The following is a 23,012-nucleotide window of genomic DNA, read 5'->3' as shown; positions in this document are numbered from 1 at the left end:
AAGAAAGCTTTGAGTAGAAAACGCAGCGGATGAAACTACAGAACTCTTTTCGCGACTATACGGCAGAGTCCGCACTGTTTGTGCGCCGGGCACTGGTCGCCTTTTTGGGAATTTTGCTGCTGACCGGCGTGCTTATCGCCAACCTGTATAATCTGCAAATTGTTCGTTTTACCGATTATCAGACCCGTTCTAATGAAAACCGCATCAAACTGGTGCCTATCGCCCCCAGTCGCGGCATTATCTACGATCGTAACGGCATCCCTCTGGCACTCAACCGCACTATCTATCAGGTAGAGATGATGCCGGAGAAAGTCGATAACGTGCAGCAAACGCTGGACGCTTTGCGCAGCGTGGTCGATCTGACCGATGATGATATCGCTGCATTCAGAAAAGAGCGCGCACGTTCACACCGTTTCACCTCGATTCCAGTGAAAACTAACCTGACCGAAGTACAAGTAGCTCGCTTTGCCGTCAATCAGTACCGTTTTCCGGGTGTCGAAGTTAAAGGCTATAAACGCCGTTACTATCCTTACGGTTCGGCGCTGACCCACGTCATCGGCTATGTGTCGAAAATCAACGATAAAGATGTCGAACGCCTGAATAATGACGGCAAACTAGCCAATTATGCGGCAACGCATGATATCGGTAAGCTAGGCATTGAGCGTTACTATGAAGATGTGTTGCACGGTCAGACCGGTTATGAAGAGGTTGAAGTTAACAACCGTGGTCGCGTCATCCGCCAGTTAAAAGAAGTACCGCCACAAGCCGGGCACGATATTTACCTGACGATAGATCTCAAACTCCAGCAGTATATTGAAACACTACTGGCAGGCAGCCGCGCGGCTGTGGTAGTCACCGATCCGCGCACAGGTGGTGTGCTGGCGCTGGTTTCCACGCCAAGCTATGACCCAAACTTGTTTGTTGACGGTATATCCAGCAAAGATTATTCCGCATTGCTGAACGACCCGAACACACCGCTGGTGAACCGAGCCACACAGGGGGTTTATCCACCGGCGTCTACGGTTAAACCTTATGTAGCAGTTTCAGCATTAAGTGCTGGGGTGATCACGCGCAATACTACGCTGTTTGACCCAGGCTGGTGGCAGCTGCCTGGTTCGGAAAAACGTTACCGTGACTGGAAAAAATGGGGTCATGGACGCCTGAATGTCACAAGATCGCTGGAAGAATCTGCGGATACCTTCTTCTATCAGGTGGCCTACGATATGGGGATCGATCGTCTTTCCGAATGGATGGGTAAATTCGGTTATGGCCATTACACCGGTATCGACCTGGCAGAAGAACGTTCCGGCAACATGCCTACCCGCGAATGGAAACAGAAACGCTTTAAAAAACCGTGGTATCAGGGTGACACCATTCCGGTCGGTATCGGTCAGGGTTACTGGACAGCGACCCCAATCCAGATGAGTAAAGCACTGATGATCCTGATTAATGACGGTGTCGTGAAAGTTCCGCATTTGCTGATGAGCACCGCCGAAGACGGCAAACAGGTGCCATGGGTACAACCGCATGAACCGCCAGTTGGCGATATTCATTCCGGTTACTGGGAGCTGGCGAAAGACGGTATGTACGGGGTTGCTAACCGCCCTAACGGTACGGCGCATAAATACTTTGCCAGCGCACCGTACAAAATTGCGGCGAAATCTGGTACGGCTCAGGTATTCGGTCTGAAAGCGAACGAAACCTATAATGCGCACAAAATTGCTGAGCGTCTGCGTGACCACAAATTAATGACCGCCTTTGCGCCGTATAACAATCCGCAAGTGGCTGTCGCCATGATTCTGGAGAACGGCGGCGCGGGTCCGGCGGTCGGTACGCTGATGCGCCAGATCCTCGACCACATTATGCTGGGCGATAACAACACCGATCTGCCTGCGGAAAACCCAGCGGTTACCGCAGCGGAGGACCATTAATCATGACGGATAATCCGAATAAAAAAACATTCTGGGATAAAGTTCATCTTGATCCCACGATGCTGCTGATTTTACTGGCATTGCTGGTCTACAGTGCTCTGGTAATCTGGAGTGCCAGCGGCCAGGATATCGGCATGATGGAGCGTAAAATCGGTCAGATCGCAATGGGTCTGGTCATTATGGTGGTAATGGCGCAAATCCCTCCGCGCGTTTATGAGGGCTGGGCGCCCTATCTCTATATCATCTGTATTATTTTGCTGGTAGCAGTAGATGCCTTTGGCGCCATCTCCAAAGGTGCTCAACGCTGGCTGGATCTCGGTATCGTTCGTTTCCAGCCGTCGGAAATTGCCAAAATAGCTGTGCCGCTGATGGTGGCACGCTTTATCAACCGCGACGTTTGTCCTCCGTCGTTAAAAAATACCGCCATCGCCCTGGTGCTGATATTTATGCCCACGCTGCTGGTCGCAGCGCAGCCTGACCTGGGGACGTCAATTCTCGTTGCGCTTTCCGGTCTGTTCGTACTGTTCCTCTCTGGCCTTAGCTGGCGCCTGATCGGCGTTGCAGTGGTGCTGGTAGCAGCGTTCATTCCGATTCTGTGGTTCTTCCTGATGCATGATTACCAGCGCCAGCGCGTAATGATGCTCCTCGACCCAGAATCAGACCCTCTTGGCGCGGGCTATCACATTATTCAGTCTAAAATAGCTATTGGCTCCGGCGGATTACGCGGCAAAGGCTGGCTGCACGGCACTCAGTCACAGCTTGAATTTCTGCCCGAACGCCATACCGACTTTATCTTCGCAGTACTGGCGGAAGAGCTGGGATTAGTGGGCATTTTGATTCTGCTCGCTCTCTATATTCTGCTGATTATGCGCGGGCTGTGGATAGCCGCCAGAGCGCAAACCACTTTTGGTCGCGTCATGGCTGGCGGCTTAATGCTGATATTATTCGTTTATGTCTTCGTAAATATTGGTATGGTAAGCGGTATTCTGCCGGTTGTAGGGGTTCCGCTCCCACTGGTCAGTTATGGAGGATCGGCGCTAATTGTGCTGATGGCTGGGTTTGGGATTGTAATGTCAATCCACACCCACAGGAAAATGTTGTCGAAAAGCGTGTAAGAGGTGCGCAATGCGTAAGCAGTGGCTCGTGATCTGCATCGCGGCAGGAATGCTCGCGGCATGTACAAGCGATGATGGTCAGCAACAGACGGTAAGTATACCGCAGCCTGCGGTATGTAACAGCCCAATAGTTGAGATTGGCGGGGCAGAACCGCGTTTCGAACCACTGAACGCGACAGCGAATCAGGATTACCAACGCGATGGCAAAAGCTACAAAATCGTGCAGGATCCCTCACGCTTTAGTCAGGCTGGCCTGGCGGCTATTTATGATGCCGAACCGGGCAGCAATCTGACGGCCTCAGGTGAAGCGTTCGATCCGATGCAGCTAACAGCGGCACATCCGACTCTGCCGATCCCCAGCTACGCGCGAATCACGAACCTGGCTAATGGTCGGATGATTGTGGTGCGCATTAACGATCGTGGTCCCTACGGCAACGATCGCGTAATTTCACTTTCCCGCGCGGCAGCCGACCGTCTTAACACCTCGAACAACACCAAAGTTCGTATCGATCCGATTATCGTCGCCCAGGATGGTTCTCTTTCTGGTCCAGGCATGGCTTGTACCACTGTCGCCAAACAGACTTATGCCCTGCCAGCGCCCCCCGACTTAAGCGGCGGAGCGGGAACAAATTCAGTATCTGGCCCGCAGGGTGATATTCTTCCGGTCAGCAATTCGACGCTGAAAAGTGAAGATCCGACCGGCGCGCCTGTCACCAGCAGCGGTTTCCTCGGCGCACCAACCACCTTAGCGCCTGGTGTACTGGAAGGCAGTGAACCGACGCCGACACCACAGCCAGTGGTCACAGCACCGGCTTCAACGCCTGCAACAACACCTGCAATGGTGACACCGCAAGCTGCTTCGCAAAATGCCAGCGGTAACTTTATGGTGCAAGTCGGTGCTGTTAGCGATCAGGCTCGCGCTCAACAGTATCAACAGCAGTTAGGACAGAAGTTCGGCGTCCCCGGTCGAGTGACCCAAAACGGCGCAGTCTGGCGGATCCAGCTTGGCCCATTTGCCAGCAAAGCCGAAGCCAGTACCTTGCAGCAACGTTTACAAACCGAAGCCCAATTACAGTCATTTATTACCACCGCGCAATAGCGTAAAGCAGGCAACTGAAGTGTCAATTTCTGTAAATGACGTTAACAAAGTCACGCGGAAAGTCAGATGCCTGTCGGTAGTGCATTTGCTATAGTAGGGCACTTTTTTTAATTCCATCACGGATGTCGTAGTTCAGACCATGAATACCATTTCTTCCGCTCGTATCATGAAGCGCCTGGCGCTCACCACGGCTCTTTGCACAGCCTTTATCTCTGCTGCACATGCCGATGACCTGAATATCAAAACTATGATCCCGGGTGTACCGCAGATCGACGCGGAGTCCTACATCCTGATCGACTATAACTCCGGCAAAGTGCTCGCCGAACAGAACGCAGATGTCCGCCGCGATCCTGCCAGCCTGACCAAAATGATGACCAGCTACGTTATCGGCCAGGCAATGAAAGCCGGTAAATTTAAAGAAACTGATTTAGTGACCATCGGCAACGACGCCTGGGCTACCGGTAACCCGGTGTTTAAAGGTTCTTCGCTGATGTTCCTCAAACCGGGTATGCAGGTTCCAGTTTCGCAGCTTATCCGTGGTATTAACCTGCAATCCGGTAACGATGCTTGTGTTGCTATGGCAGACTTTGCCGCCGGTAGTCAGGATGCTTTTGTTGGCCTGATGAACAGCTACGTTAACGCGCTGGGTCTGAAAAATACCCATTTCCAGACCGTACACGGTCTCGACGCTGACGGTCAGTACAGCTCTGCACGAGATATGGCGCTGATCGGTCAGGCGCTGATTCGTGACGTACCAAATGAATACTCTATCTATAAAGAGAAAGAGTTCACCTTTAACGGTATTCGTCAGCTCAACCGTAACGGCCTGCTGTGGGATAACAGCCTGAATGTTGACGGTATCAAAACCGGTCATACTGACAAGGCAGGTTACAACCTTGTTGCTTCTGCGACAGAAGGTCAGATGCGTCTGATCTCCGCAGTCATGGGCGGACGCACTTTCAAAGGCCGTGAAGCCGAAAGTAAAAAACTGCTGACCTGGGGCTTCCGTTTCTTCGAAACCGTTAACCCGCTGAAAGTAGGCAAAGAGTTCGCCTCTGAACCGGTTTGGTTTGGTGATTCTGATCGCGCTTCGTTAGGTGTTGATAAAGACGTTTACCTGACCATCCCACGTGGCCGCATGAAAGACCTGAAAGCCAGCTACGTGCTGAACAGCAGTGAGCTTCATGCGCCGCTGCAAAAGAATCAGGTCGTTGGTACTATTAACTTCCAGCTTGACGGTAAAACCATTGAGCAACGTCCGCTGGTGGTGTTGCAGGAAATCCCGGAAGGCAACTTCTTCGGCAAAATCATTGATTACATTAAATTAATGTTCCATCACTGGTTTGGTTAAAAATTGAACACTTGAAAGTGTGATTTCCGCCCCCATATACTAAGCATCAGTAAAAACTCCCGCCTTCTGGCGGGAGTTGCTATTTAATTACGTTACGCCGGAGCTGACATGAAAACCAAACTTAACGAACTGCTTGAATTCCCTACTCCTTTTACTTACAAAGTTATGGGGCAGGCGTTACCTGAGCTGGTTGATCAGGTGGTTGAAGTGGTACAGCGCCATGCGCCAGGTGACTACACCCCAACGGTAAAACCAAGCAGCAAAGGCAACTACCACTCGGTATCTATCACTATCAACGCCACTCATATCGAGCAGGTTGAAACACTGTATGAAGAACTGGGCAAAATCGATATTGTCCGCATGGTTCTGTAACTCGCTTTACCATTACCCGGCCTCCTGGTCGGGTAACTCCCCTCCCTCCTCTGTGATATACTTTTTCTCCACTTTTACTCATTCTCCACGGAGATGCCGTTTTGTATCAGGATAAAATTCTTGTCCGCCAGCTCGGTCTTCAGCCTTACGAGCCAATCTCCCAGGCTATGCATGAATTCACCGATACCCGCGATGAAAGTACCCTTGATGAGATCTGGCTGGTCGAGCACTATCCGGTATTCACGCAGGGACAAGCAGGAAAAGCGGAGCATATTTTAATGCCGGGTGATATTCCGGTGATCCAGAGCGACCGTGGCGGTCAGGTGACTTATCACGGCCCAGGTCAGCAGGTAATGTACGTTTTGTTTAATCTTAAACGCCGCAAACTGGGTGTGCGTGAGTTGGTGACCTTACTCGAACAAACGGTTGTAAATACCCTGGCTGAACTGGATATTGATGCACATCCTCGTGCAGATGCTCCGGGTGTCTATGTCGGGGAAAAGAAAATTTGCTCGCTCGGCTTACGTATTCGTCGCGGTTGTTCATTCCACGGCCTGGCATTAAACGTCAATATGGATCTTTCGCCATTTTTACGCATTAACCCTTGTGGGTATGCGGGAATGGAAATGGCTAAAATATCGCAATGGAGACCTGATGCAACAACCGACAATGTTGCGCCACGCTTGCTGAGAAATACTTTAGCCCTGCTAAATAATCCTGCCGTAGAATATATATCTGCTTAACGACGCTCATAAATGACCCAACTTGTACTGGGTCATTACTCATGCCCACATTTATGTCCTCTTTAACCGTTGCAGGCCTCTGGAGAAATAGCTCTTTTCAGCATTAAATGAGGGGCAAATGGATTTTGCTGTCTATTACAACACATTCATCCAGCGTGCTCAGACTTCATGAGTGATTGATGTTACCGACAACGTCATTTGAAAAAATTATTGTTACAGCCAGATCACAGAGACAAACGACAAAATGGCACAAACCAACAACAATTTTACATTTTCGCGACCGCTTTGGCTGCTTTCTGGACCGTTTCAATGATATACTGCCAGTCGTTAATTCAAAAATAGTTGATAATTACAACAATCTATTGAGTTGAACGCTTTCCTTCGTAATTCGCAACTGGAACACGCACGCTATGAGTAAACCCATTGTGATGGAACGCGGTGTAAAATACCGCGATGCCGATAAGATGGCCCTTATCCCGGTTAAAAACGTGGCAACAGAGCGCGAAGCCCTGCTGCGCAAGCCGGAATGGATGAAAATCAAGCTTCCTGCAGACTCTACACGTATCCAGGGCATCAAAGCCGCAATGCGCAAAAATGGCCTGCATTCTGTCTGCGAGGAAGCCTCCTGCCCTAACCTGGCAGAATGCTTCAACCACGGTACAGCAACGTTTATGATCCTCGGCGCTATTTGTACCCGCCGTTGTCCGTTCTGTGACGTTGCCCACGGTCGCCCGGTAGCTCCGGATGCCAATGAGCCGGTGAAACTGGCGCAGACCATTGCCGATATGGCACTGCGTTATGTGGTTATCACCTCCGTTGACCGTGACGACCTGCGCGATGGCGGTGCCCAGCACTTTGCGGATTGCATTACTGCCATTCGGGAAAAAAGCCCGGAAATCAAAATTGAAACTCTGGTGCCGGATTTCCGTGGTCGTATGGATCGCGCGCTGGATATTCTGACCGCCACGCCGCCAGACGTGTTCAACCACAACCTGGAAAACGTGCCGCGTATTTACCGTCAGGTACGCCCAGGCGCGGATTACAACTGGTCGCTGAAACTTTTAGAACGCTTTAAAGAAGCGCATCCGGAAATCCCGACCAAATCGGGTTTAATGGTGGGTCTGGGCGAAACCAATGAAGAAATTATTGAAGTGATGCGAGATCTGCGTCGTCATGGTGTGACCATGTTAACGCTGGGGCAATATTTGCAGCCAAGCCGCCATCACCTGCCAGTTCAACGTTACGTTAGCCCGGATGAGTTCGACGAAATGAAAGCCGAGGCACTGGCGATGGGCTTTACCCATGCTGCATGTGGTCCGTTTGTCCGTTCTTCCTACCACGCTGATTTGCAGGCGAAAGGGATGGAAGTTAAGTAATCCCGTAATAATTACTTACATCTGTCTGATAAAAACCCGCTATCTGAAGCGGGTTTTTTTATCGAACAAGATATAGAGGGAGCGTCCTGCTCGCCACGTCACTCTTTATGAGAGAGCTTTTCAGCCTGAAGATCAACGTCTGCGCCTTTCTTCGCCGCAGCATCGTCATCATTCATCGCTTTCTTGAATCCTTTGATAGCCGCTCCAAGGTCTCCGCCCAGCGTACGTAACTTCTTAGTCCCAAACAGCAGAACGACCAGTGCCGCAACGACCAGCAGTTTGGTAATACTAATCTCACCCATAGATACCTTCTTGACATAAAACCGGCAACAGAACGCGCCTTAAAAACCAGAGAATATTAACGGTCATTCGACGCGCGCACACAATAGCAATCTGTAACAAGGTGAATCAAGCGCCGAATAAAAAAACATCATAATAATTGCGGTGGCGCAAACCGTCGGTTGTTTAAGACGGGGAGTTGTGCACGTACCTGACGCACGCGTTCAGGTGTCACTTCCGCCATGATTAAGGCCGGCATTTCTGCCGCCGCCGCAATGGTGACGCCAAAGGGATCGATAATCCGGCTTTGCCCGATATTTTTGTTCCCGCACTCCCCTGCCGCCACCATATAACAGGTGGTATCCAGAGCACGAGCAGCAAGCAACGTTGACCAGTGGTGCTCTTTGAGCGGTCCGCGAACCCAGGCTGCCGGAAGGACCAGGATTTCTGCTCCCTGTATAGCCTGTGCCAGCGCCAGCTCCGGAAAGCGTAAGTCATAGCAGGTCATAAGACCGACCTTCATGCCTTCGACCTCCAGTAACTGGGCTATTTCATTACCTGCATCAACATGACGCGACTCCTGAATGGAAAACGCATCATAAAGATGCAATTTGGCATAACGAGCGACAATTTTTCCTGCCTGAAGAGCCACCAGCATATTCCATGCTCGCCCCGGCGTAGAGGGAACATGAATCGTCAGAATCGTCGTCATCATGTTACGTTTACTTTCCCGCAATAAACGCCCGATAAATTGGCCTTCCAGCAGCTGCGCTGATTTAACAGATAGATCCGGATCATGATCGTCCCGCGCCAGCAAGGCTTCCGGCAGGACAAACAATGAGACGTCGTTTTCCGCCGCCTGCGCCATCAACGAGGCGCAAATTTCAGCGTTCTTTTCCCACACGGATGTAACAGCAAATTGTCCTGCGGCAACCAGCATTACCACCTCCTGCCAAAGTCGTAAAATTCGCCAACGATGATTATTCGGCGTTACACTTATCACTCATACAAATCAAATAGCAGGATTTTGCAGTGTTACAACTCCTTTTAGCAGTTTTTATTGGCGGTGGTACGGGAAGCGTGGCGAGATGGCTGTTAAGTATGCGATTTAACCCGCTGCATCAGGCGATTCCTTTGGGAACATTGGCAGCAAACCTGATCGGCGCATTCATCATAGGTATGGGATTTGCCTGGTTCAGTCGGATGACAAACATTGATCCAGTGTGGAAAGTATTAATCACCACCGGATTTTGTGGCGGGTTGACAACCTTCTCAACATTTTCAGCCGAAGTGGTGTTTTTGTTGCAGGAAGGGCGTTTTGGTTGGGCATTACTGAACGTCTTCGTAAACCTGTTAGGTTCTTTTGCCATGACTGCACTGGCTTTCTGGTTGTTTTCAGCATCAACCGCACACTAAAGACCAAAAAAAACCCGCTGATTAAGCGGGTTTTGAATTCTTGCTGACGTATCTTACAGAGCGATTACGTTTGCAGCAGAAGGGCCTTTGGCACCGTTAGTGATTTCGAACTCTACGCGCTGACCTTCAGCAAGAGTTTTAAAACCATTAGTCTGGATTGCAGAGAAGTGTACGAACACATCTTTGCTGCCGTCTTCCGGAGTAATGAAACCGAATCCTTTGGACTCATTAAACCACTTAACGTTACCTTTAATCTTAGACATCAAAATTACCTTTACATGAAAAATAGACACAAATGCTGTGTCGGTTACCAGTACACCAATTGTGGTACGCTTTGTCCAGTGCAACTTTGCTAAAAAGTGATAAAAGTCGCGTTATTTTTGGTGATACTTGCCTTACGCTATGATTTTTAAAGGTTTTGTAAAAACATAACTTGTCTAAAACTGAAACCGCATCCAGGCAAAGTAAACATTGCCATTGTTGTAGGTGCCAGGAATATAGGTCATCTGAAAAGTAGCCAGCTCATAGCCCACACAAACCAATGGCAGTACACCGGGACAGGTATGTCGTTCCCGTTATCACGCGTCGTTACGTACAAACCGTACCCGTTACTTTTCTCATCCCAACGCAACTGACCCAAACCGCTGCCCCACGATTTTTCGTTATAGCGATCGTTTTTTCTTTGTTATAAGCGAAAAGTGAATGCCAGGTTTTACCGAGATTCTATCTAAATGTAGTAATCCATAGATCCGTACCAGCAGAAACTTAGTCAACACGGATTCGCTCAATGAAAACAAGGGGAATTACGGCAATACATTTACTTGCGCCCATTAGTGGCCATAAAATATTTATCAGAAATCCACTGTCAGCATAGCTAAACTAAAATAAACAAACCTTAATTACTTCAACCTAAAGAACAAACTTAATATTTAATAGCGTTATACAAGAAAATATCATCAAATTATTCCGGAGACTTAAGTTGTATTTTTCTTTCATATAGCTGCTTAATCACAAAATTCATCCCAGCACGGTTCGCAATCTACAACAGAAAAAAACCTTATTTTTTAACTAGATGAAATAATAAGTCAGCAAATAAACATCTCCTACACTCTCATCACGCGTATACAGAAAATCATTTTTTAAGTAAGAAAAGGTTCTCCCATCAAGCGATTAACAAAACTGCATCAATTACTTATCAATTAGCATACATAATCACATTGATAAATACCGGTCATAAAAACGCATTTTGTTATTCAGGTATAAAAAACAAAAACATCAATGTATTAATGGTAGCTTTTCTTGATTTTAATCAGCATTCGCCACCCATTTATTCGGCATATTTTTTCTTTAGTCTTAGGAATTTGTTATTATTTACCTTGGAGTCTGGAACAGGAAAAATTATGCTGACATTCATTGAGCTCCTTATTGGAGTTATGGTTATTGTGGGTGTAGCTCGCTACATCATTAAAGGGTATTCCGCCACCGGGGTATTATTTGCAGGTGGTCTGTTATTGCTGATTATCAGTGCCATTATGGGGCACAAAGTTTTACCTGCCAGCCAGACTTCAACGGGCTATAGTGCCACGGATATCGTTGAATACATTAAAATATTGCTGATGAGTCGCGGTGGCGACCTTGGCATGATGATCATGATGCTGTGTGGTTTTGCCGCTTATATGACCCATATCGGCGCGAACGATATGGTCGTCAAGCTGGCGTCAAAACCGCTGCAGTACATAAACTCCCCTTACCTGCTGATGATTGCCGCCTATTTTGTTGCCTGCCTGATGTCACTGGCAGTTTCCTCCGCAACGGGCCTGGGCGTTTTACTGATGGCAACGTTGTTCCCGGTCATGGTGAACGTGGGTATTAGTCGCGGCGCGGCTGCTGCCATTTGCGCCTCACCGGCGGCAATTATTCTCGCACCAACTTCTGGTGATGTGGTGCTGGCGGCGCAGGCTTCCGAAATGCCGTTAATTGACTTCGCCTTCAAAACGACGCTGCCTATCTCAATTACCGCAATTATCGGCATGGCGATAGCCCATTTTTTCTGGCAGCGTTATCTGGATAAAAAAGAGCACATCTCTCATGAAATGTTAGATGTCAGCGAAATCACTACCACCGCCCCCGCGTTTTACGCCATTCTGCCGTTCACACCGATCATTGGCGTGCTATTTTTTGACGGCAAATGGGGTCCGCAATTGCACATCATCACCATTCTGGTGATATGTATGCTGATTGCCTCCGTTCTGGAATTTATTCGCAGCTTTAATACACAAAAAGTCTTTTCTGGCCTCGAAGTGGCTTATCGCGGCATGGCTGATGCCTTCGCTAACGTGGTAATGCTATTAGTTGCTGCGGGGGTATTTGCCCAGGGACTTAGCACCATCGGTTTTATCCAGAGCCTGATCTCAATCGCTACCTCGTTTGGTTCAGCGAGCATTATCCTCATGCTGGTGTTGGTTATCCTGACGATGCTGGCGGCGGTGACTACGGGTTCCGGCAATGCGCCATTCTATGCATTCGTTGAGATGATCCCGAAACTGGCGCACTCTTCAGGCATTAACCCGGCATACCTGACTATTCCAATGCTACAGGCGTCAAACCTGGGTCGCACGATTTCGCCTGTCTCTGGCGTTGTGGTTGCGGTTGCCGGGATGGCAAAAATTTCGCCTTTTGAAGTGGTTAAACGCACCTCGGTGCCGGTGCTTGTTGGGCTGGTGATTGTAATCGTGGCTACAGAGTTGATTGTACCCGGAACAGCCGCCGCAGTTACAGGTAAATAATTCTCCTTGCCGGAGGTATGCTTCCTCCGGCACTCTCTTCAGCCACTGTGGTAAATGCGCTGCGGCCTGCCAACTTTACCGTGAACAATTTCAGCAATAACAAGATGGCGGCTGGCGCAATATTCAAGATAACGTCTGGCGGTAGTGCGACTGATGGTCAATGCCTGCGCTACCGTCTCCGCCGTATGTTGCACACCTGGCTCTTTGAAAAGTTTCCGCACTGCGTTAAGTGTCAACGCATCAATACCAGTCGGAAGATCGTCCTTCGGTTCGCCACGCGCATAAGCGTTAAACATCTCATCAATTTGCTTCTGACTGGCACTATCAATACTTTCCAGCATATGTTTACGCTGGCGAAAACGGGTCAATGTCTGTCCCAGACGCTCATAAGCAATTGGCTTGATCAGATAATCAAACACACCACAGCGTACTGCTTCAGATACCGTTTCCATATCGCTGGCAGCAGTAGTAAACACCACGTCACCGTGATAATGCGCCTGCACTAGTTCATGCAGTAAATTAATACCTCTACCGTCAGGGAGATAGTTATCCAGCAGGATAAGCCCCGGCTTAAAACGCTCGATCATCATTCGGGCCTGCGCCAGGTTTCCCGCCAGCAATATCTGACTGAATCCGGGAATATGACGAATATATTCCGCATGCATCTCTGCCAGCGGCGTTTCGTCCTCAACGATCAATAGAGTTAATGGAGCTGTCATTAGGTTTCACTTTCGGAATATAGATTGAAAATAAAGTACCGCAGGGGTCATTCTCTTCAAGAGTGATAACTCCACCGCAGCGCGTTACATAGCTGGCAATAAGATACAACCCAATGCCATGCTCACCGGGTTCATCAGCACGCGTACTGACGCCCTGCTCAAATATTTTGTCGCGCAGAGCCTCTGGGACACCGCAACCCTGATCGGCGACTTCTATCACCACATCATCGCCTTCATCACTCAAATATAACTCGACTATCTTATTCCCTTCATCGCTGCGCAAACTGGCTTCGAAAGCGTTATCGAGTAAGTTGCCCACAATCGCCGCAAACTCAGTGCTGTCCAGCCCTGGCGGCAGTTGAGAAAGCTGGCTGCCGGGGACGATTGTCATTTTTAGCCCCAGTTCGCGGGCGCGCTGTACTTTACCAAACAACAGCCCCGCCACCTGGCGATCGGCAAAGGCTTCGCGCAGACTGTCAATAAGCTGTTGCTGAGCCTGGGACTCCCCCTGAACCATCGCCAGCACGCGATCATACTCTTTCATCTGCAACAGACCATTGAGCGTAGACATCCAATTGAGATGTTCATGACGCAATGTGCGCAGGCTTTCGACATATTGTTTAATTTGCGTCAGTTGTGCATTGAGGGTGGAAATTTCGTCTTTACTACGAAAGCTGATAATTGCCCCCAGCAAATCGTCACCAGAACGAATAGCCTCCCGATTAGCAATGACGCTCAGGCCGTTAAAATTTGTCACCACATCCTGGCGTTTTTCATCAATCTGCTCGGTGAAGAAATCGGCGGGTCTGACCACCTCTGCAATGGGTTTGCCCAGCCACTGCCGCCCAGGGGAACTCAGCCCCAGCATTTTTCTTGCGTTACGGTTGATGGCGGTTATGTCACCGTGCGGATCCACTGCAATCAGCCCTTCATAAACCGAACTAAACAGCGCCTCTTGCTGACGAACAACCCGCGCAATTTGCTTCGGTTCCATCCCCATCATCTGGCGGCGGATATGTGCGGCTAAGAACCACGACAACAGCATCAGAATACCCAGTAGCACGACAAATACGCCGGCCATTGGTAATAAAAATTCGGCGCGCCAACTATCGATTTTACTGACCAGATAACCCACCGACACCACGCCGATGACTTTGCCATCATCATCAAAGATCGGTGTTTTGGCACGCATCGCCATACCTATCGACCCTTTACCCGTGATGAAGTAGCTCTCCCCTTTCTCCAGCGCGCCGGGTTTGGTGAATTGCATAGGATAACCAATTTTCTCGGGATTAGGATGGTAAAGGCGGATCGAGTTGCGGTCACCTATCACCACATAGTCAAAATCAGTATCTCTTTGTAATTTATCGGCAATGGTCGCCAGCCGTTTGTAATTACGCGCTTTAACCGCCGTGATGATGCTGTCATTGGAGGCAATAATTTTCGCCTGATTCATTGCCATATCGCGCACATGAAGCGTTAAATAGTCCTCAAAACTGGCCGTAAAATATTGCGCCAGTGCTGCGATGACAAATATTGAGAACACCAGAATCAGCAGGAAGATACGCAACGGAAATGCCAGTCGTTCGAAAAAAGCAAACTGTTTATTCTCATTAAACTGCAACATTGTTTTCCTTGCGGGGTAAACCCTGTCTTTTGGTGAATGTAATTAAAATGTTGAATCTCGATATATAAAAATCAAATATGATCGTGGCAAAATTCATTCATTAAATCAATTAAATAACTTAAAACCACGCACCAATCCGCAATTACATTAATTAAAAAACTTAAAACCATTAAATAAATAAAAAACCACTAACTCTATGTGAAATAAATCAAAATTTCACGCCGCAATACTCCTTAGGATGTATGGCAAAAGGAGAAACAGATATACCTCGCTCGCTGCCCTTTCTCCCAACTGAAAATAAAAGGTTATCAGTTTGCAACACTGACTAACATTCATTGCAAATTGATAACAACACATACCTTCAGGATATGACTTATTATGTTCGGCAATGATATTTTCACCCGGGTAAAACGTTCAGAAAATAAAAAAATGGCAGAAATTGCCCAATTTCTGCATGACAATGATTTGAGCGTTGACACAACAGTCGAAGTATTTATTACCGTAACCCGCAATGAAAAGCTTATCGCTTGCGGTGGAATCGCCGGAAATATTATTAAGTGCGTCGCTATCAGCGAATCTGTTCGCGGTGAAGGACTGGCGCTGACATTAGCCACCGAACTGATAAACCTCGCCTATGAACGGCACAGCACGCATCTGTTTATTTATACCAAAACCGAATACGAGGCGCTGTTCCGCCAGTGCGGTTTTTACACGCTGACCAGCGTACCAGGCGTGATGGTGTTGATGGAAAACAGTGCCACACGTCTGAAACGCTATGCCGAGTCACTAAAAAAATTTCGTCATGAAGGGAACAAAATTGGCTGCATTGTGATGAACGCCAATCCCTTTACTAACGGTCACCGTTATCTGATTCAACAGGCAGCGGCACAGTGTGACTGGCTGCATCTGTTTTTAGTCAAAGAAGATTCTTCGCGCTTTCCCTATGAAGACCGGCTGGATCTGGTGTTGAAAGGCACCGCCGATATTCCGCGCCTGACCGTGCATCGCGGCTCCGAATACATCATCTCCCGCGCCACGTTCCCCTGCTACTTCATTAAAGAACAGAGCGTCATTAACCATTGCTACACCGAAATTGATCTGAAGATTTTCCGTCAGTACCTCGCTCCAGCATTGGGCGTTACCCATCGCTTTGTCGGTACTGAACCTTATTGCCGCGTGACCGCCCAGTACAACCAGGATATGCGCTACTGGCTGGAAACACCGACTATCTCCGCACCGCCCATTGAACTGGTTGAAATTGAGCGGCTGCGTTACCAGGAGATGCCGATATCCGCTTCCCGGGTACGCCAACTGCTGGTGAAAAACGATCTAACGGCTATCGCGCCGCTGGTTCCGGCAGCCACGCTGCATTACTTGCAGAATCTGCTTGAACACTCCCGTCAGGACGCGGCAGCTCGTCAAAAGACCCCCGCATGAGAAACAGGTGAAAAATGAAAATAAACCAGCCCGCCGTTGCAGGCACCCTTGAGTCTGGGGATGTGATGATACGCATCGCCCCGCTCGATACGCAGGATATCGACCTGCAAATCAACAGCAGCGTTGAGAAACAGTTTGGTGATGCGATTCGCACCACCATCCTGGACGTTCTCGCCCGCTATAACGTGCGCGGCGTACAGCTGAATGTCGATGACAAAGGCGCACTGGATTGCATTTTACGTGCACGACTGGAAGCCCTGCTGGCGCGCGCCAGCGGTATCCCGGCTCTGCCATGGGAGGATTGCCAATGATTTCCGCTTCGCTGCAACAACGTAAAACCCGCACCCGCCGCAGCATGTTGTTTGTGCCTGGCGCTAATGCCGCGATGGTCAGCAACTCTTTCATCTACCCGGCTGATGCCTTGATGTTTGACCTCGAAGACTCCGTGGCGCTGCGTGAAAAAGACACCGCTCGCCGCATGGTCTACCACGCACTGCAACATCCTCTGTATCGCGACATTGAAACCATTGTGCGTGTAAACGCGCTGGATTCCGAATGGGGTGTTAACGACCTGGAAGCTGTCGTTCGCGGTGGTGCAGACGTTGTGCGTCTGCCGAAAACTGATACCGCTCAGGATGTGCTGGATATCGAAAAAGAGATCCTGCGTATTGAAAAAGCCTGCGGACGCGAACCGGGCAGCACCGGTTTGCTGGCGGCAATTGAATCTCCGCTGGGTATTACCCGCGCGGTAGAAATCGCGCACGCATCTGAACGTTTAATCGGTATCGCGCTGGGCGCGGAAGACTACGTGCGTAACCTGCGCACTGAACGCTCACCGGAAGGTACAGAACTGCTGTTCGCTCGCTGCTCCATTTTGCAAGCCGCGCGCTCTGCCGGTATCCAGGCGTTCGATACCGTCTATTCCGACGCCAACAACGAAGCCGGATTCCTGCAAGAAGCCGCACACATCAAACAGCTGGGCTTTGACGGCAAATCGCTGATCAACCCGCGTCAGATTGATCTGCTCCACAACCTCTACGCACCAACCCAGAAAGAAGTGGATCACGCACGCCGCGTCGTAGAAGCCGCTGAAGCCGCCGCTCGCGAAGGCCGCGGTGTGGTTTCCCTGAACGGCAAGATGGTTGACGGTCCGGTTATCGATCGTGCCCGTCTGGTGCTCTCCCGCGCAGAACTTTCCGGCATCCGCGAAGAATAAGGCAATCAAAATGACGCAGAAAATTGAACAATCTCAACGACAAGAACGGGTAGCGGCCTGGAATCGTCGCGCTGAATGCGATCTTGCCGCTTTCCAGAACTCGCCAAAGCAAACCTACCAGGCTGAAAAAGCGCGCGATCGCAAACTGTGCGCCAACCTGGAAGACGCTATTCGTCGTTCTGGTTTAAAGGACGGCATGACCGTCTCCTTCCACCACGCTTTCCGTGGCGGTGACCTGACCGTCAATATGGTGATGGACGTCATCGCGAAGATGGGCTTTAAAAACCTGACACTGGCGTCCAGCTCTTTGAGCGACTGCCATGCACCGCTGGTAGAACATATTCGTCAGGGTGTGGTCACCCGCATTTATACCTCTGGTCTGCGCGGCCCACTGGCGGAAGAAATCTCCCGTGGCCTGCTGGCTGAACCGGTACAAATCCACTCTCACGGCGGTCGTGTACATCTGGTACAGAGCGGTGAACTGAATATCGACGTTGCTTTTCTCGGCGTCCCGTCCTGTGATGAATTCGGTAATGCCAACGGTTACACCGGTAAAGCCTGCTGCGGCTCCCTCGGCTATGCGATGGTCGATGCCGACAATGCGAAACAAGTAGTCATGCTCACCGAGGAACTGCTGCCTTATCCGCATAACCCGGCCAGTATTGAACAGGATCAGGTTGATCTGATCGTCAAAGTTGATCGCGTTGGCGATGCCGCAAAAATCGGCGCAGGCGCGACCCGTATGACCACTAACCCGCGCGAACTGCTGATTGCCCGCAGCGCAGCAGATGTGATTGTCAACTCTGGCTACTTCAAAGAAGGTTTTTCCATGCAGACAGGCACCGGCGGCGCTTCGCTTGCGGTAACCCGTTTTCTGGAAGACAAAATGCGTAGCCGCGATATTCGCGCCGACTTCGCCCTCGGCGGCATTACCGCAACGATGGTTGATCTGCACGAAAAAGGGCTGATCCGCAAACTGCTGGATGTGCAGAGCTTTGACAGCCACGCTGCGCAATCGCTGGCTCGTAACCCGAATCATATCGAAATCAGCGCCAACCAGTACGCCAACTGGGGTTCGAAAGGTGCATCGGTTGATCGTCTCGACGTGGTGGTACTGAGCGCGCTGGAAATTGACACCCAGTTCAACGTCAACGTGCTGACTGGCTCTGACGGCGTACTGCGTGGCGCTTCCGGCGGTCACTGCGATACCGCGATTGCATCCGCCCTTTCCATCATCGTCGCACCGCTGGTACGCGGTCGTATTCCGACTCTGGTGGATAACGTGCTGACCTGCATCACCCCGGGTTCCAGCGTCGATATCCTGGTTACCGACCACGGTATCGCTGTTAACCCGGCACGTCCTGAACTGGCAGAACGTCTGCAGGAAGCGGGCATTAAAGTGGTTTCCATTGAGTGGCTGCGCGAACGTGCGCGTCTGTTGACCGGTGAACCACAGCCGATTGAATTCACCGACCGCGTCGTTGCCGTCGTGCGTTACCGCGATGGCTCAGTGATTGATGTTGTACATCAGGTGAAGGAATAAGCCATGCACCTGCTCCCTGAACTCGCCAGCCACCATGCGGTTTCGATTCCCGAGTTGCTCATCAGCCGGGATGAAAGGCAAGCACGGCAACACGCCTGGCTCAAGCGCCATCCTGTTCCACTGGTCTCCTTTACCGTGGTTGCGCCTGGGCCGATTAAAGACAGCGAGGTCACACGCCGGATTTTTAATCATGGCGTGACTGCCCTGCGTGCTTTAGCCGCAAAACAGGGCTGGCAAATTCAGGAGCAGGCTGCACTGGTTTCCGCCAGCGGGCCGGAGGGCATGTTGAGCATTGCCGCACCGGCTCGCGACCTCAAGCTCGCCACCATTGAGCTTGAACATAGTCATGCTCTTGGACGTTTGTGGGATATCGATGTCCTGACGCCCGAAGGCGAAATTCTCTCCCGCCGCAATTATTCACTGCCGCCTCGCCGCTGCCTGTTGTGCGAGCAAAGTGCGGCAGTTTGTGCGCGTGGGAAAACCCACCAACTGACCGATTTACTCAACCGTATGGAGGCGCTGCTGAACGATGTCGATGCCTGCAACGTCAACTAAAACCACAAAGCTTGCGACGTCATTAATCAATGACTACGCCCTGCTGGGCTGGCGCGCCATGCTGACTGAAGTCAATCTGTCACCGAAACCCGGTCTCGTGGATCGCATTAACTGCGGTGCGCACAAAGATATGTCGCTGGAAGATTTCCACCGTAGCGCGCTGGCGATTCAGGGCTGGCTACCACGTTTCATTGAATTTGGTGCCTGTAGTGCAGAAATGGCACCAGAATCGGTACTCAGCGGATTACGCCCAATTGGTATGGCCTGCGAAGGCGATATGTTCCGCGCTACCGCTGGTGTAAACACCCATAAAGGCAGTATTTTTTCTTTAGGGCTGATGTGTGCGGCAATTGGTCGTTTGCTTCAGCTCAACCAGCCGGTAATGCCCAAAACCGTTTGTGCGACGGCAGCCAGTTTCTGCCGTGGTCTAACCGATCGCGAACTGCGCACCAATAATCCACAACTAACGGCAGGCCAACGGTTATATCAGCAACTTGGTCTTACCGGTGCGCGCGGTGAAGCCGAAGCGGGCTACCCGCTGGTTATCAACCGCGCCCTCCCGCATTACCTCACTCTGCTGGATCAGGGGCTGGATCCTGAACTGGCATTGCTCGATACCTTATTGCTACTGATGGCGATCAACGGCGATACCAACGTCGCATCGCGCGGTGGCGAGGGGGGCCTGCGCTGGCTACAGCGCCAGGCGCAAACATTATTGCAAAAAGGGGGCATCCGAACCCCCGCCGATCTCGATTATCTCCGGCAGTTCGACAGGGAGTGTATCGAACGAAATCTCAGTCCAGGCGGCAGCGCCGACCTGCTGATCCTTACCTGGTTTTTAGCACAGATTTAATAATTTAAGCACTTGATAAATTTGGAAATATTAATTTTCGGAGAACCCGTATGTCTTTAGCAAAAGATAAGATATGGAAATTATTGGCCCCACTGGTGGTGATGGGCGTCATGTTTCTTATCCCTGTACCCGACGGTATGCCGCCGCAGGCATGGCATTACTTCGCCGTGTTTGTGGCAATGATTGTCGGCATGATCCTCGAGCCAATTCCGGCAACGGCGATCAGTTTTATTGCAGTGACTATTTGCGTTATTGGCAGTAATTACCTGCTCTTTGACGCCAAAGAATTAGCTGACCCCGCTTTTAATGCCCAAAAACAGGCGCTGAAATGGGGACTGGCTGGTTTTTCCAGTACCACTGTCTGGCTGGTATTTGGCGCATTTATCTTTGCCTTAGGGTATGAAGTTTCCGGATTAGGCCGTCGTATTGCCCTTTTCCTGGTGAAATTCATGGGTAAACGCACGCTGACGTTGGGTTATGCAATTGTCATTATCGACATTCTGCTGGCTCCGTTTACACCGTCTAACACCGCACGTACCGGGGGTACGGTTTTCCCGGTCATTAAAAACCTGCCGCCGCTGTTTAAATCATTCCCGAACGATCCGTCCGCGCGTCGTATTGGCGGCTATTTAATGTGGATGATGGTCATCAGTACCAGTCTGAGTTCCTCCATGTTTGTCACCGGTGCGGCACCGAACGTGCTGGGTCTGGAGTTCGTCAGCAAAATTGCCGGTATCCAGATTAGCTGGTTGCAGTGGTTCCTCTGCTTCCTGCCTGTTGGGGTTATCTTACTTATCATTGCACCGTGGCTTTCCTACGTGCTGTACAAACCGGAAATCACACACAGTGAAGAAGTGGCAACCTGGGCGGGTGATGAACTAAAAACCATGGGTGCGCTAACACGCAGAGAATGGACGCTGATTGGCCTGGTACTGCTCAGCTTAGGTTTGTGGGTATTTGGCAGCGAAGTGATTAACGCCACTGCGGTTGGCCTGCTGGCAGTTTCGCTGATGCTGGCGCTGCACGTTGTGCCGTGGAAAGACATTACCCGCTATAACAGCGCATGGAACACGCTGGTTAACCTGGCAACGCTGGTTGTCATGGCTAATGGCCTGACCCGTTCTGGCTTTATCGACTGGTTCGCCAGCACCATGAGTACGCACCTGGAAGGTTTCTCACCACACGCAACAGTGATTGTACTGGTTCTGGTCTTCTACTTTGCACACTACCTGTTTGCCAGCCTGTCTGCGCATACCGCAACTATGCTGCCAGTCATTCTGGCCGTCGGTAAAGGGATTCCGGGCGTACCAATGGAACAACTGTGTATCCTGCTGGTGCTGTCTATCGGTATCATGGGCTGTCTGACGCCGTATGCAACCGGTCCTGGGGTGATTATTTACGGCTGTGGCTATGTGAAATCGAAAGATTATTGGCGTCTTGGCGCTATCTTCGGGGTAATTTATATTGCCATGCTGCTTCTGGTAGGCTGGCCGATTCTCGCCATGTGGAACTAATACGTTCGTCAAACGCTGAATAAATCATCACGCCCGCCAGGTAACCCCACCTGGCGGGCTTTTTTATGATTTAATAGATAGTATTCAGTGTATGTATGAGTTTCACACCCATTATGAAAGCATTCTGGCGTAACGCCGCTTTACTGACGGCTTCTCTGCTCTCCTTATCTTCTGTCAACGCCGCTGCGTTGCAGGCAAAACAGTATGGCGATTTTGACCGCTATGTCCTGGCTCTCTCCTGGCAAACAGGATTTTGCCAGAGTCAACACGATCGAAATCGTAACGAACGAGATGAATGTCGCCTGCAAACCGAAACGACCAACAAAGCTGATTTTCTGACCGTACATGGCCTGTGGCCGGGGTTGCCAAAATCAGTCGCAGCGCGTGGCGTTGATGAACGCCGCTGGATGCGCTTCGGATGCGCCACTCGTCCAATCCCGAACTTGCCGGAAGCTCGCGCCAGCCGGATGTGTTCATCACCGGAAACCGGGTTATCGCTGGAAACCGCAGCTAAACTGAGTGAAGTTATGCCAGGGGCTGGCGGACGCTCCTGTCTGGAACGTTACGAATATGCGAAACATGGTGCCTGTTTTGGTTTTGACCCGGACGCTTATTTCGGCACGATGGTGCGTCTGAATCAAGAAATTAAAGAGAGCACAGCCGGAAAATTCCTTGCGGATAACTACGGTAAAACCGTAAGCCGCAGTGACTTTGACGCGGCCTTTGCCAAAAGCTGGGGGAAAGAGAACGTCAAAGCGGTCAAGTTAACGTGCCAGGGTAACCCGGCGTATTTGACTGAAATCCAGATTTCGATAAAAGCTGACGCCATCAACGCACCGCTCTCAGCAAACTCATTCTTACCACAACCACACCCTGGCAACTGTGGCAAAGCCTTTGTGATTGATAAAGTGGGTTATTAATCATCTGATCTGTAAAACGTCGTCGCGCGTTTTACGTAAAACATGATGATTAATATATATACATAATGCGCTGCATTGAGGAATTACCTGAATGTGACGTATATCACTTCAAAGAGTGAGCAACAGTCAGTATCATCATATGAGTTAAACCCTCGCCGCC

Annotated in this window: 22 protein-coding genes and 1 pseudogene; 17 read left to right on the top strand and 6 right to left on the bottom strand. The window is 50.3% G+C overall.

The features are described 5' to 3' along the window. The first annotated feature begins 29 nt into the window (after positions 1-29). The 7 genes from mrdA (at position 30) to lipA (ending at position 7,987) form a co-directional block, all read left to right on the top strand. Entirely contained in the window at positions 30-1,931 is a 1,902-nt protein-coding gene (mrdA, locus tag FC814_RS09515; protein ID WP_000776207.1) for a peptidoglycan DD-transpeptidase MrdA, read from the top strand. Positions 1,932-1,933: 2 nt separating this feature from the next. After that, positions 1,934-3,046 (top strand): peptidoglycan glycosyltransferase MrdB, encoded by a 1,113-nt coding sequence (gene mrdB / locus FC814_RS09510; protein WP_000131717.1) that lies wholly within the window; start codon positions 1,934-1,936, stop codon positions 3,044-3,046. Positions 3,047-3,056: 10 nt separating this feature from the next. Then, a complete protein-coding gene (rlpA, locus tag FC814_RS09505) occupies positions 3,057-4,145 on the top strand; it encodes an endolytic peptidoglycan transglycosylase RlpA (RefSeq protein ID WP_137325868.1) in 1,089 nt (362 codons plus the stop codon). 139 nt (positions 4,146-4,284) lie between these two features. Beyond that, positions 4,285-5,496 (top strand): D-alanyl-D-alanine carboxypeptidase DacA, encoded by a 1,212-nt coding sequence (dacA, locus tag FC814_RS09500; RefSeq protein ID WP_001092444.1) that lies wholly within the window; start codon positions 4,285-4,287, stop codon positions 5,494-5,496. 108 nt (positions 5,497-5,604) lie between these two features. Then, entirely contained in the window at positions 5,605-5,868 is a 264-nt protein-coding gene (ybeD, locus tag FC814_RS09495) for a DUF493 family protein YbeD (RefSeq protein ID WP_000850550.1), read from the top strand. Between the two features lie 101 nt (positions 5,869-5,969). Further along, positions 5,970-6,611, top strand: coding sequence for a lipoyl(octanoyl) transferase LipB (gene lipB, locus FC814_RS09490; protein WP_137325867.1), 642 nt, complete (start codon positions 5,970-5,972; stop codon positions 6,609-6,611). Between the two features lie 410 nt (positions 6,612-7,021). Continuing rightward, the gene (gene lipA / locus FC814_RS09485) at positions 7,022-7,987 is read left to right on the top strand and encodes a lipoyl synthase (RefSeq protein ID WP_000042625.1); all 966 of its coding nucleotides are present in this window, start codon (positions 7,022-7,024) and stop codon (positions 7,985-7,987) included. 98 nt (positions 7,988-8,085) lie between these two features. Here lipA and tatE read toward each other — a convergent pair whose 3' ends face one another. Together tatE and FC814_RS09475 are read right to left on the bottom strand one after the other, a co-directional pair. Beyond that, on the bottom strand, positions 8,086-8,289 hold the full coding sequence (gene tatE / locus FC814_RS09480; protein ID WP_000503931.1) for a twin-arginine translocase subunit TatE: 204 nt from the start codon (positions 8,287-8,289) through the stop codon (positions 8,086-8,088). Between the two features lie 128 nt (positions 8,290-8,417). Next, the gene (locus FC814_RS09475; RefSeq protein WP_010346575.1) at positions 8,418-9,206 is read right to left on the bottom strand and encodes a deaminated glutathione amidase; all 789 of its coding nucleotides are present in this window, start codon (positions 9,204-9,206) and stop codon (positions 8,418-8,420) included. A gap of 92 nt (positions 9,207-9,298) precedes the next feature. On the opposite strand from FC814_RS09475, the gene crcB reads away from it, so the two are divergent. Beyond that, positions 9,299-9,682 carry a fluoride efflux transporter CrcB gene (crcB, locus tag FC814_RS09470; protein ID WP_000939738.1) on the top strand — a complete coding sequence of 128 codons (384 nt, stop codon included), beginning with the start codon at positions 9,299-9,301 and terminating at the stop codon, positions 9,680-9,682. A 53-nt stretch (positions 9,683-9,735) separates the two neighbouring features. Here the strand turns inward: crcB and cspE are convergent, their stop codons facing one another. After that, positions 9,736-9,945: a transcription antiterminator/RNA stability regulator CspE gene (gene cspE, locus FC814_RS09465; RefSeq protein WP_000034825.1), complete on the bottom strand. Its 210-nt coding sequence runs from the start codon at positions 9,943-9,945 to the stop codon at positions 9,736-9,738. 174 nt (positions 9,946-10,119) lie between these two features. Further along, positions 10,120-10,334 (bottom strand): annotated as a pseudogene (pagP, locus tag FC814_RS09460) (lipid IV(A) palmitoyltransferase PagP); the annotation flags it as partial. A 748-nt stretch (positions 10,335-11,082) separates the two neighbouring features. On the opposite strand from pagP, the gene dcuC reads away from it, so the two are divergent. Beyond that, positions 11,083-12,468: an anaerobic C4-dicarboxylate transporter DcuC gene (gene dcuC / locus FC814_RS09455; protein WP_032224920.1), complete on the top strand. Its 1,386-nt coding sequence runs from the start codon at positions 11,083-11,085 to the stop codon at positions 12,466-12,468. Between the two features lie 38 nt (positions 12,469-12,506). On the opposite strand, the gene dpiA is transcribed toward dcuC, so the two are convergent. Then, positions 12,507-13,187 carry a two-component response regulator DpiA gene (dpiA, locus tag FC814_RS09450; protein ID WP_137325866.1) on the bottom strand — a complete coding sequence of 227 codons (681 nt, stop codon included), beginning with the start codon at positions 13,185-13,187 and terminating at the stop codon, positions 12,507-12,509. Next, the gene (gene dpiB, locus FC814_RS09445) at positions 13,156-14,814 is read right to left on the bottom strand and encodes a sensor histidine kinase DpiB (RefSeq protein WP_000938911.1); all 1,659 of its coding nucleotides are present in this window, start codon (positions 14,812-14,814) and stop codon (positions 13,156-13,158) included. Before dpiB ends, dpiA begins: the two co-directional genes overlap by 32 nt. Positions 14,815-15,192: 378 nt before the next feature. Here dpiB and citC point away from each other — a divergent pair, with 378 nt between their 5' ends. The 8 genes from citC (at position 15,193) to rna (ending at position 22,852) form a co-directional block, all read left to right on the top strand. Further along, on the top strand, positions 15,193-16,251 hold the full coding sequence (citC, locus tag FC814_RS09440) for a [citrate (pro-3S)-lyase] ligase (RefSeq protein WP_137325865.1): 1,059 nt from the start codon (positions 15,193-15,195) through the stop codon (positions 16,249-16,251). Positions 16,252-16,265: 14 nt separating this feature from the next. Further along, entirely contained in the window at positions 16,266-16,562 is a 297-nt protein-coding gene (gene citD / locus FC814_RS09435; protein ID WP_000700703.1) for a citrate lyase acyl carrier protein, read from the top strand. After that, the gene (citE, locus tag FC814_RS09430; protein ID WP_137325864.1) at positions 16,559-17,467 is read left to right on the top strand and encodes a citrate (pro-3S)-lyase subunit beta; all 909 of its coding nucleotides are present in this window, start codon (positions 16,559-16,561) and stop codon (positions 17,465-17,467) included. The genes citD and citE overlap by 4 nt, the downstream gene beginning before the upstream one ends. Positions 17,468-17,477: 10 nt before the next feature. After that, complete coding sequence (citF, locus tag FC814_RS09425; protein WP_000192233.1) at positions 17,478-19,010, top strand: citrate lyase subunit alpha; 1,533 nt, start codon at positions 17,478-17,480, stop codon at positions 19,008-19,010. 3 nt (positions 19,011-19,013) lie between these two features. Continuing rightward, complete coding sequence (citX, locus tag FC814_RS09420) at positions 19,014-19,565, top strand: citrate lyase holo-[acyl-carrier protein] synthase (RefSeq protein ID WP_032224916.1); 552 nt, start codon at positions 19,014-19,016, stop codon at positions 19,563-19,565. Then, the gene (citG, locus tag FC814_RS09415) at positions 19,540-20,418 is read left to right on the top strand and encodes a triphosphoribosyl-dephospho-CoA synthase CitG (protein ID WP_085460510.1); all 879 of its coding nucleotides are present in this window, start codon (positions 19,540-19,542) and stop codon (positions 20,416-20,418) included. The genes citX and citG overlap by 26 nt, the downstream gene beginning before the upstream one ends. 50 nt (positions 20,419-20,468) lie before the next feature. Then, entirely contained in the window at positions 20,469-21,932 is a 1,464-nt protein-coding gene (gene citT / locus FC814_RS09410; protein WP_137325863.1) for a citrate/succinate antiporter CitT, read from the top strand. A 113-nt stretch (positions 21,933-22,045) separates the two neighbouring features. Further along, positions 22,046-22,852, top strand: a complete 807-nt coding sequence (rna, locus tag FC814_RS09405; RefSeq protein WP_010346591.1) for a ribonuclease I — start codon at positions 22,046-22,048, stop codon at positions 22,850-22,852. Positions 22,853-23,012: the final 160 nt, after the last annotated feature.

The organism is Escherichia sp. MR (assembly GCF_005280595.1).
GTDB lineage: Bacteria > Pseudomonadota > Gammaproteobacteria > Enterobacterales > Enterobacteriaceae > Escherichia > Escherichia ruysiae.
Note: the sequence above shows the minus strand (reverse complement) of the source record. Positions and strands in the feature narration are given on the sequence as shown.

What these genes read in the sequence shown, in the direction of transcription:
- citT (WP_137325863.1), top strand. Translation starts at nt 20,469, where the DNA reads ATGTCTTTAGCAAAAGATAAGATATGGAAATTATTGGCCCCACTGGTG.
- mrdA (WP_000776207.1), top strand. Translation starts at nt 30, where the DNA reads ATGAAACTACAGAACTCTTTTCGCGACTATACGGCAGAGTCCGCACTG.
- dpiB (WP_000938911.1), bottom strand. Translation starts at nt 14,814, where the DNA reads ATGTTGCAGTTTAATGAGAATAAACAGTTTGCTTTTTTCGAACGACTG.
- dcuC (WP_032224920.1), top strand. Translation starts at nt 11,083, where the DNA reads ATGCTGACATTCATTGAGCTCCTTATTGGAGTTATGGTTATTGTGGGT.
- FC814_RS09475 (WP_010346575.1), bottom strand. Translation starts at nt 9,206, where the DNA reads ATGCTGGTTGCCGCAGGACAATTTGCTGTTACATCCGTGTGGGAAAAG.
- mrdB (WP_000131717.1), top strand. Translation starts at nt 1,934, where the DNA reads ATGACGGATAATCCGAATAAAAAAACATTCTGGGATAAAGTTCATCTT.
- dacA (WP_001092444.1), top strand. Translation starts at nt 4,285, where the DNA reads ATGAATACCATTTCTTCCGCTCGTATCATGAAGCGCCTGGCGCTCACC.
- lipA (WP_000042625.1), top strand. Translation starts at nt 7,022, where the DNA reads ATGAGTAAACCCATTGTGATGGAACGCGGTGTAAAATACCGCGATGCC.
- citE (WP_137325864.1), top strand. Translation starts at nt 16,559, where the DNA reads ATGATTTCCGCTTCGCTGCAACAACGTAAAACCCGCACCCGCCGCAGC.
- ybeD (WP_000850550.1), top strand. Translation starts at nt 5,605, where the DNA reads ATGAAAACCAAACTTAACGAACTGCTTGAATTCCCTACTCCTTTTACT.
- dpiA (WP_137325866.1), bottom strand. Translation starts at nt 13,187, where the DNA reads ATGACAGCTCCATTAACTCTATTGATCGTTGAGGACGAAACGCCGCTG.
- citG (WP_085460510.1), top strand. Translation starts at nt 19,540, where the DNA reads ATGTCGATGCCTGCAACGTCAACTAAAACCACAAAGCTTGCGACGTCA.
- tatE (WP_000503931.1), bottom strand. Translation starts at nt 8,289, where the DNA reads ATGGGTGAGATTAGTATTACCAAACTGCTGGTCGTTGCGGCACTGGTC.
- rna (WP_010346591.1), top strand. Translation starts at nt 22,046, where the DNA reads ATGAAAGCATTCTGGCGTAACGCCGCTTTACTGACGGCTTCTCTGCTC.
- citX (WP_032224916.1), top strand. Translation starts at nt 19,014, where the DNA reads ATGCACCTGCTCCCTGAACTCGCCAGCCACCATGCGGTTTCGATTCCC.
- rlpA (WP_137325868.1), top strand. Translation starts at nt 3,057, where the DNA reads ATGCGTAAGCAGTGGCTCGTGATCTGCATCGCGGCAGGAATGCTCGCG.
- citF (WP_000192233.1), top strand. Translation starts at nt 17,478, where the DNA reads ATGACGCAGAAAATTGAACAATCTCAACGACAAGAACGGGTAGCGGCC.
- cspE (WP_000034825.1), bottom strand. Translation starts at nt 9,945, where the DNA reads ATGTCTAAGATTAAAGGTAACGTTAAGTGGTTTAATGAGTCCAAAGGA.
- citC (WP_137325865.1), top strand. Translation starts at nt 15,193, where the DNA reads ATGTTCGGCAATGATATTTTCACCCGGGTAAAACGTTCAGAAAATAAA.
- citD (WP_000700703.1), top strand. Translation starts at nt 16,266, where the DNA reads ATGAAAATAAACCAGCCCGCCGTTGCAGGCACCCTTGAGTCTGGGGAT.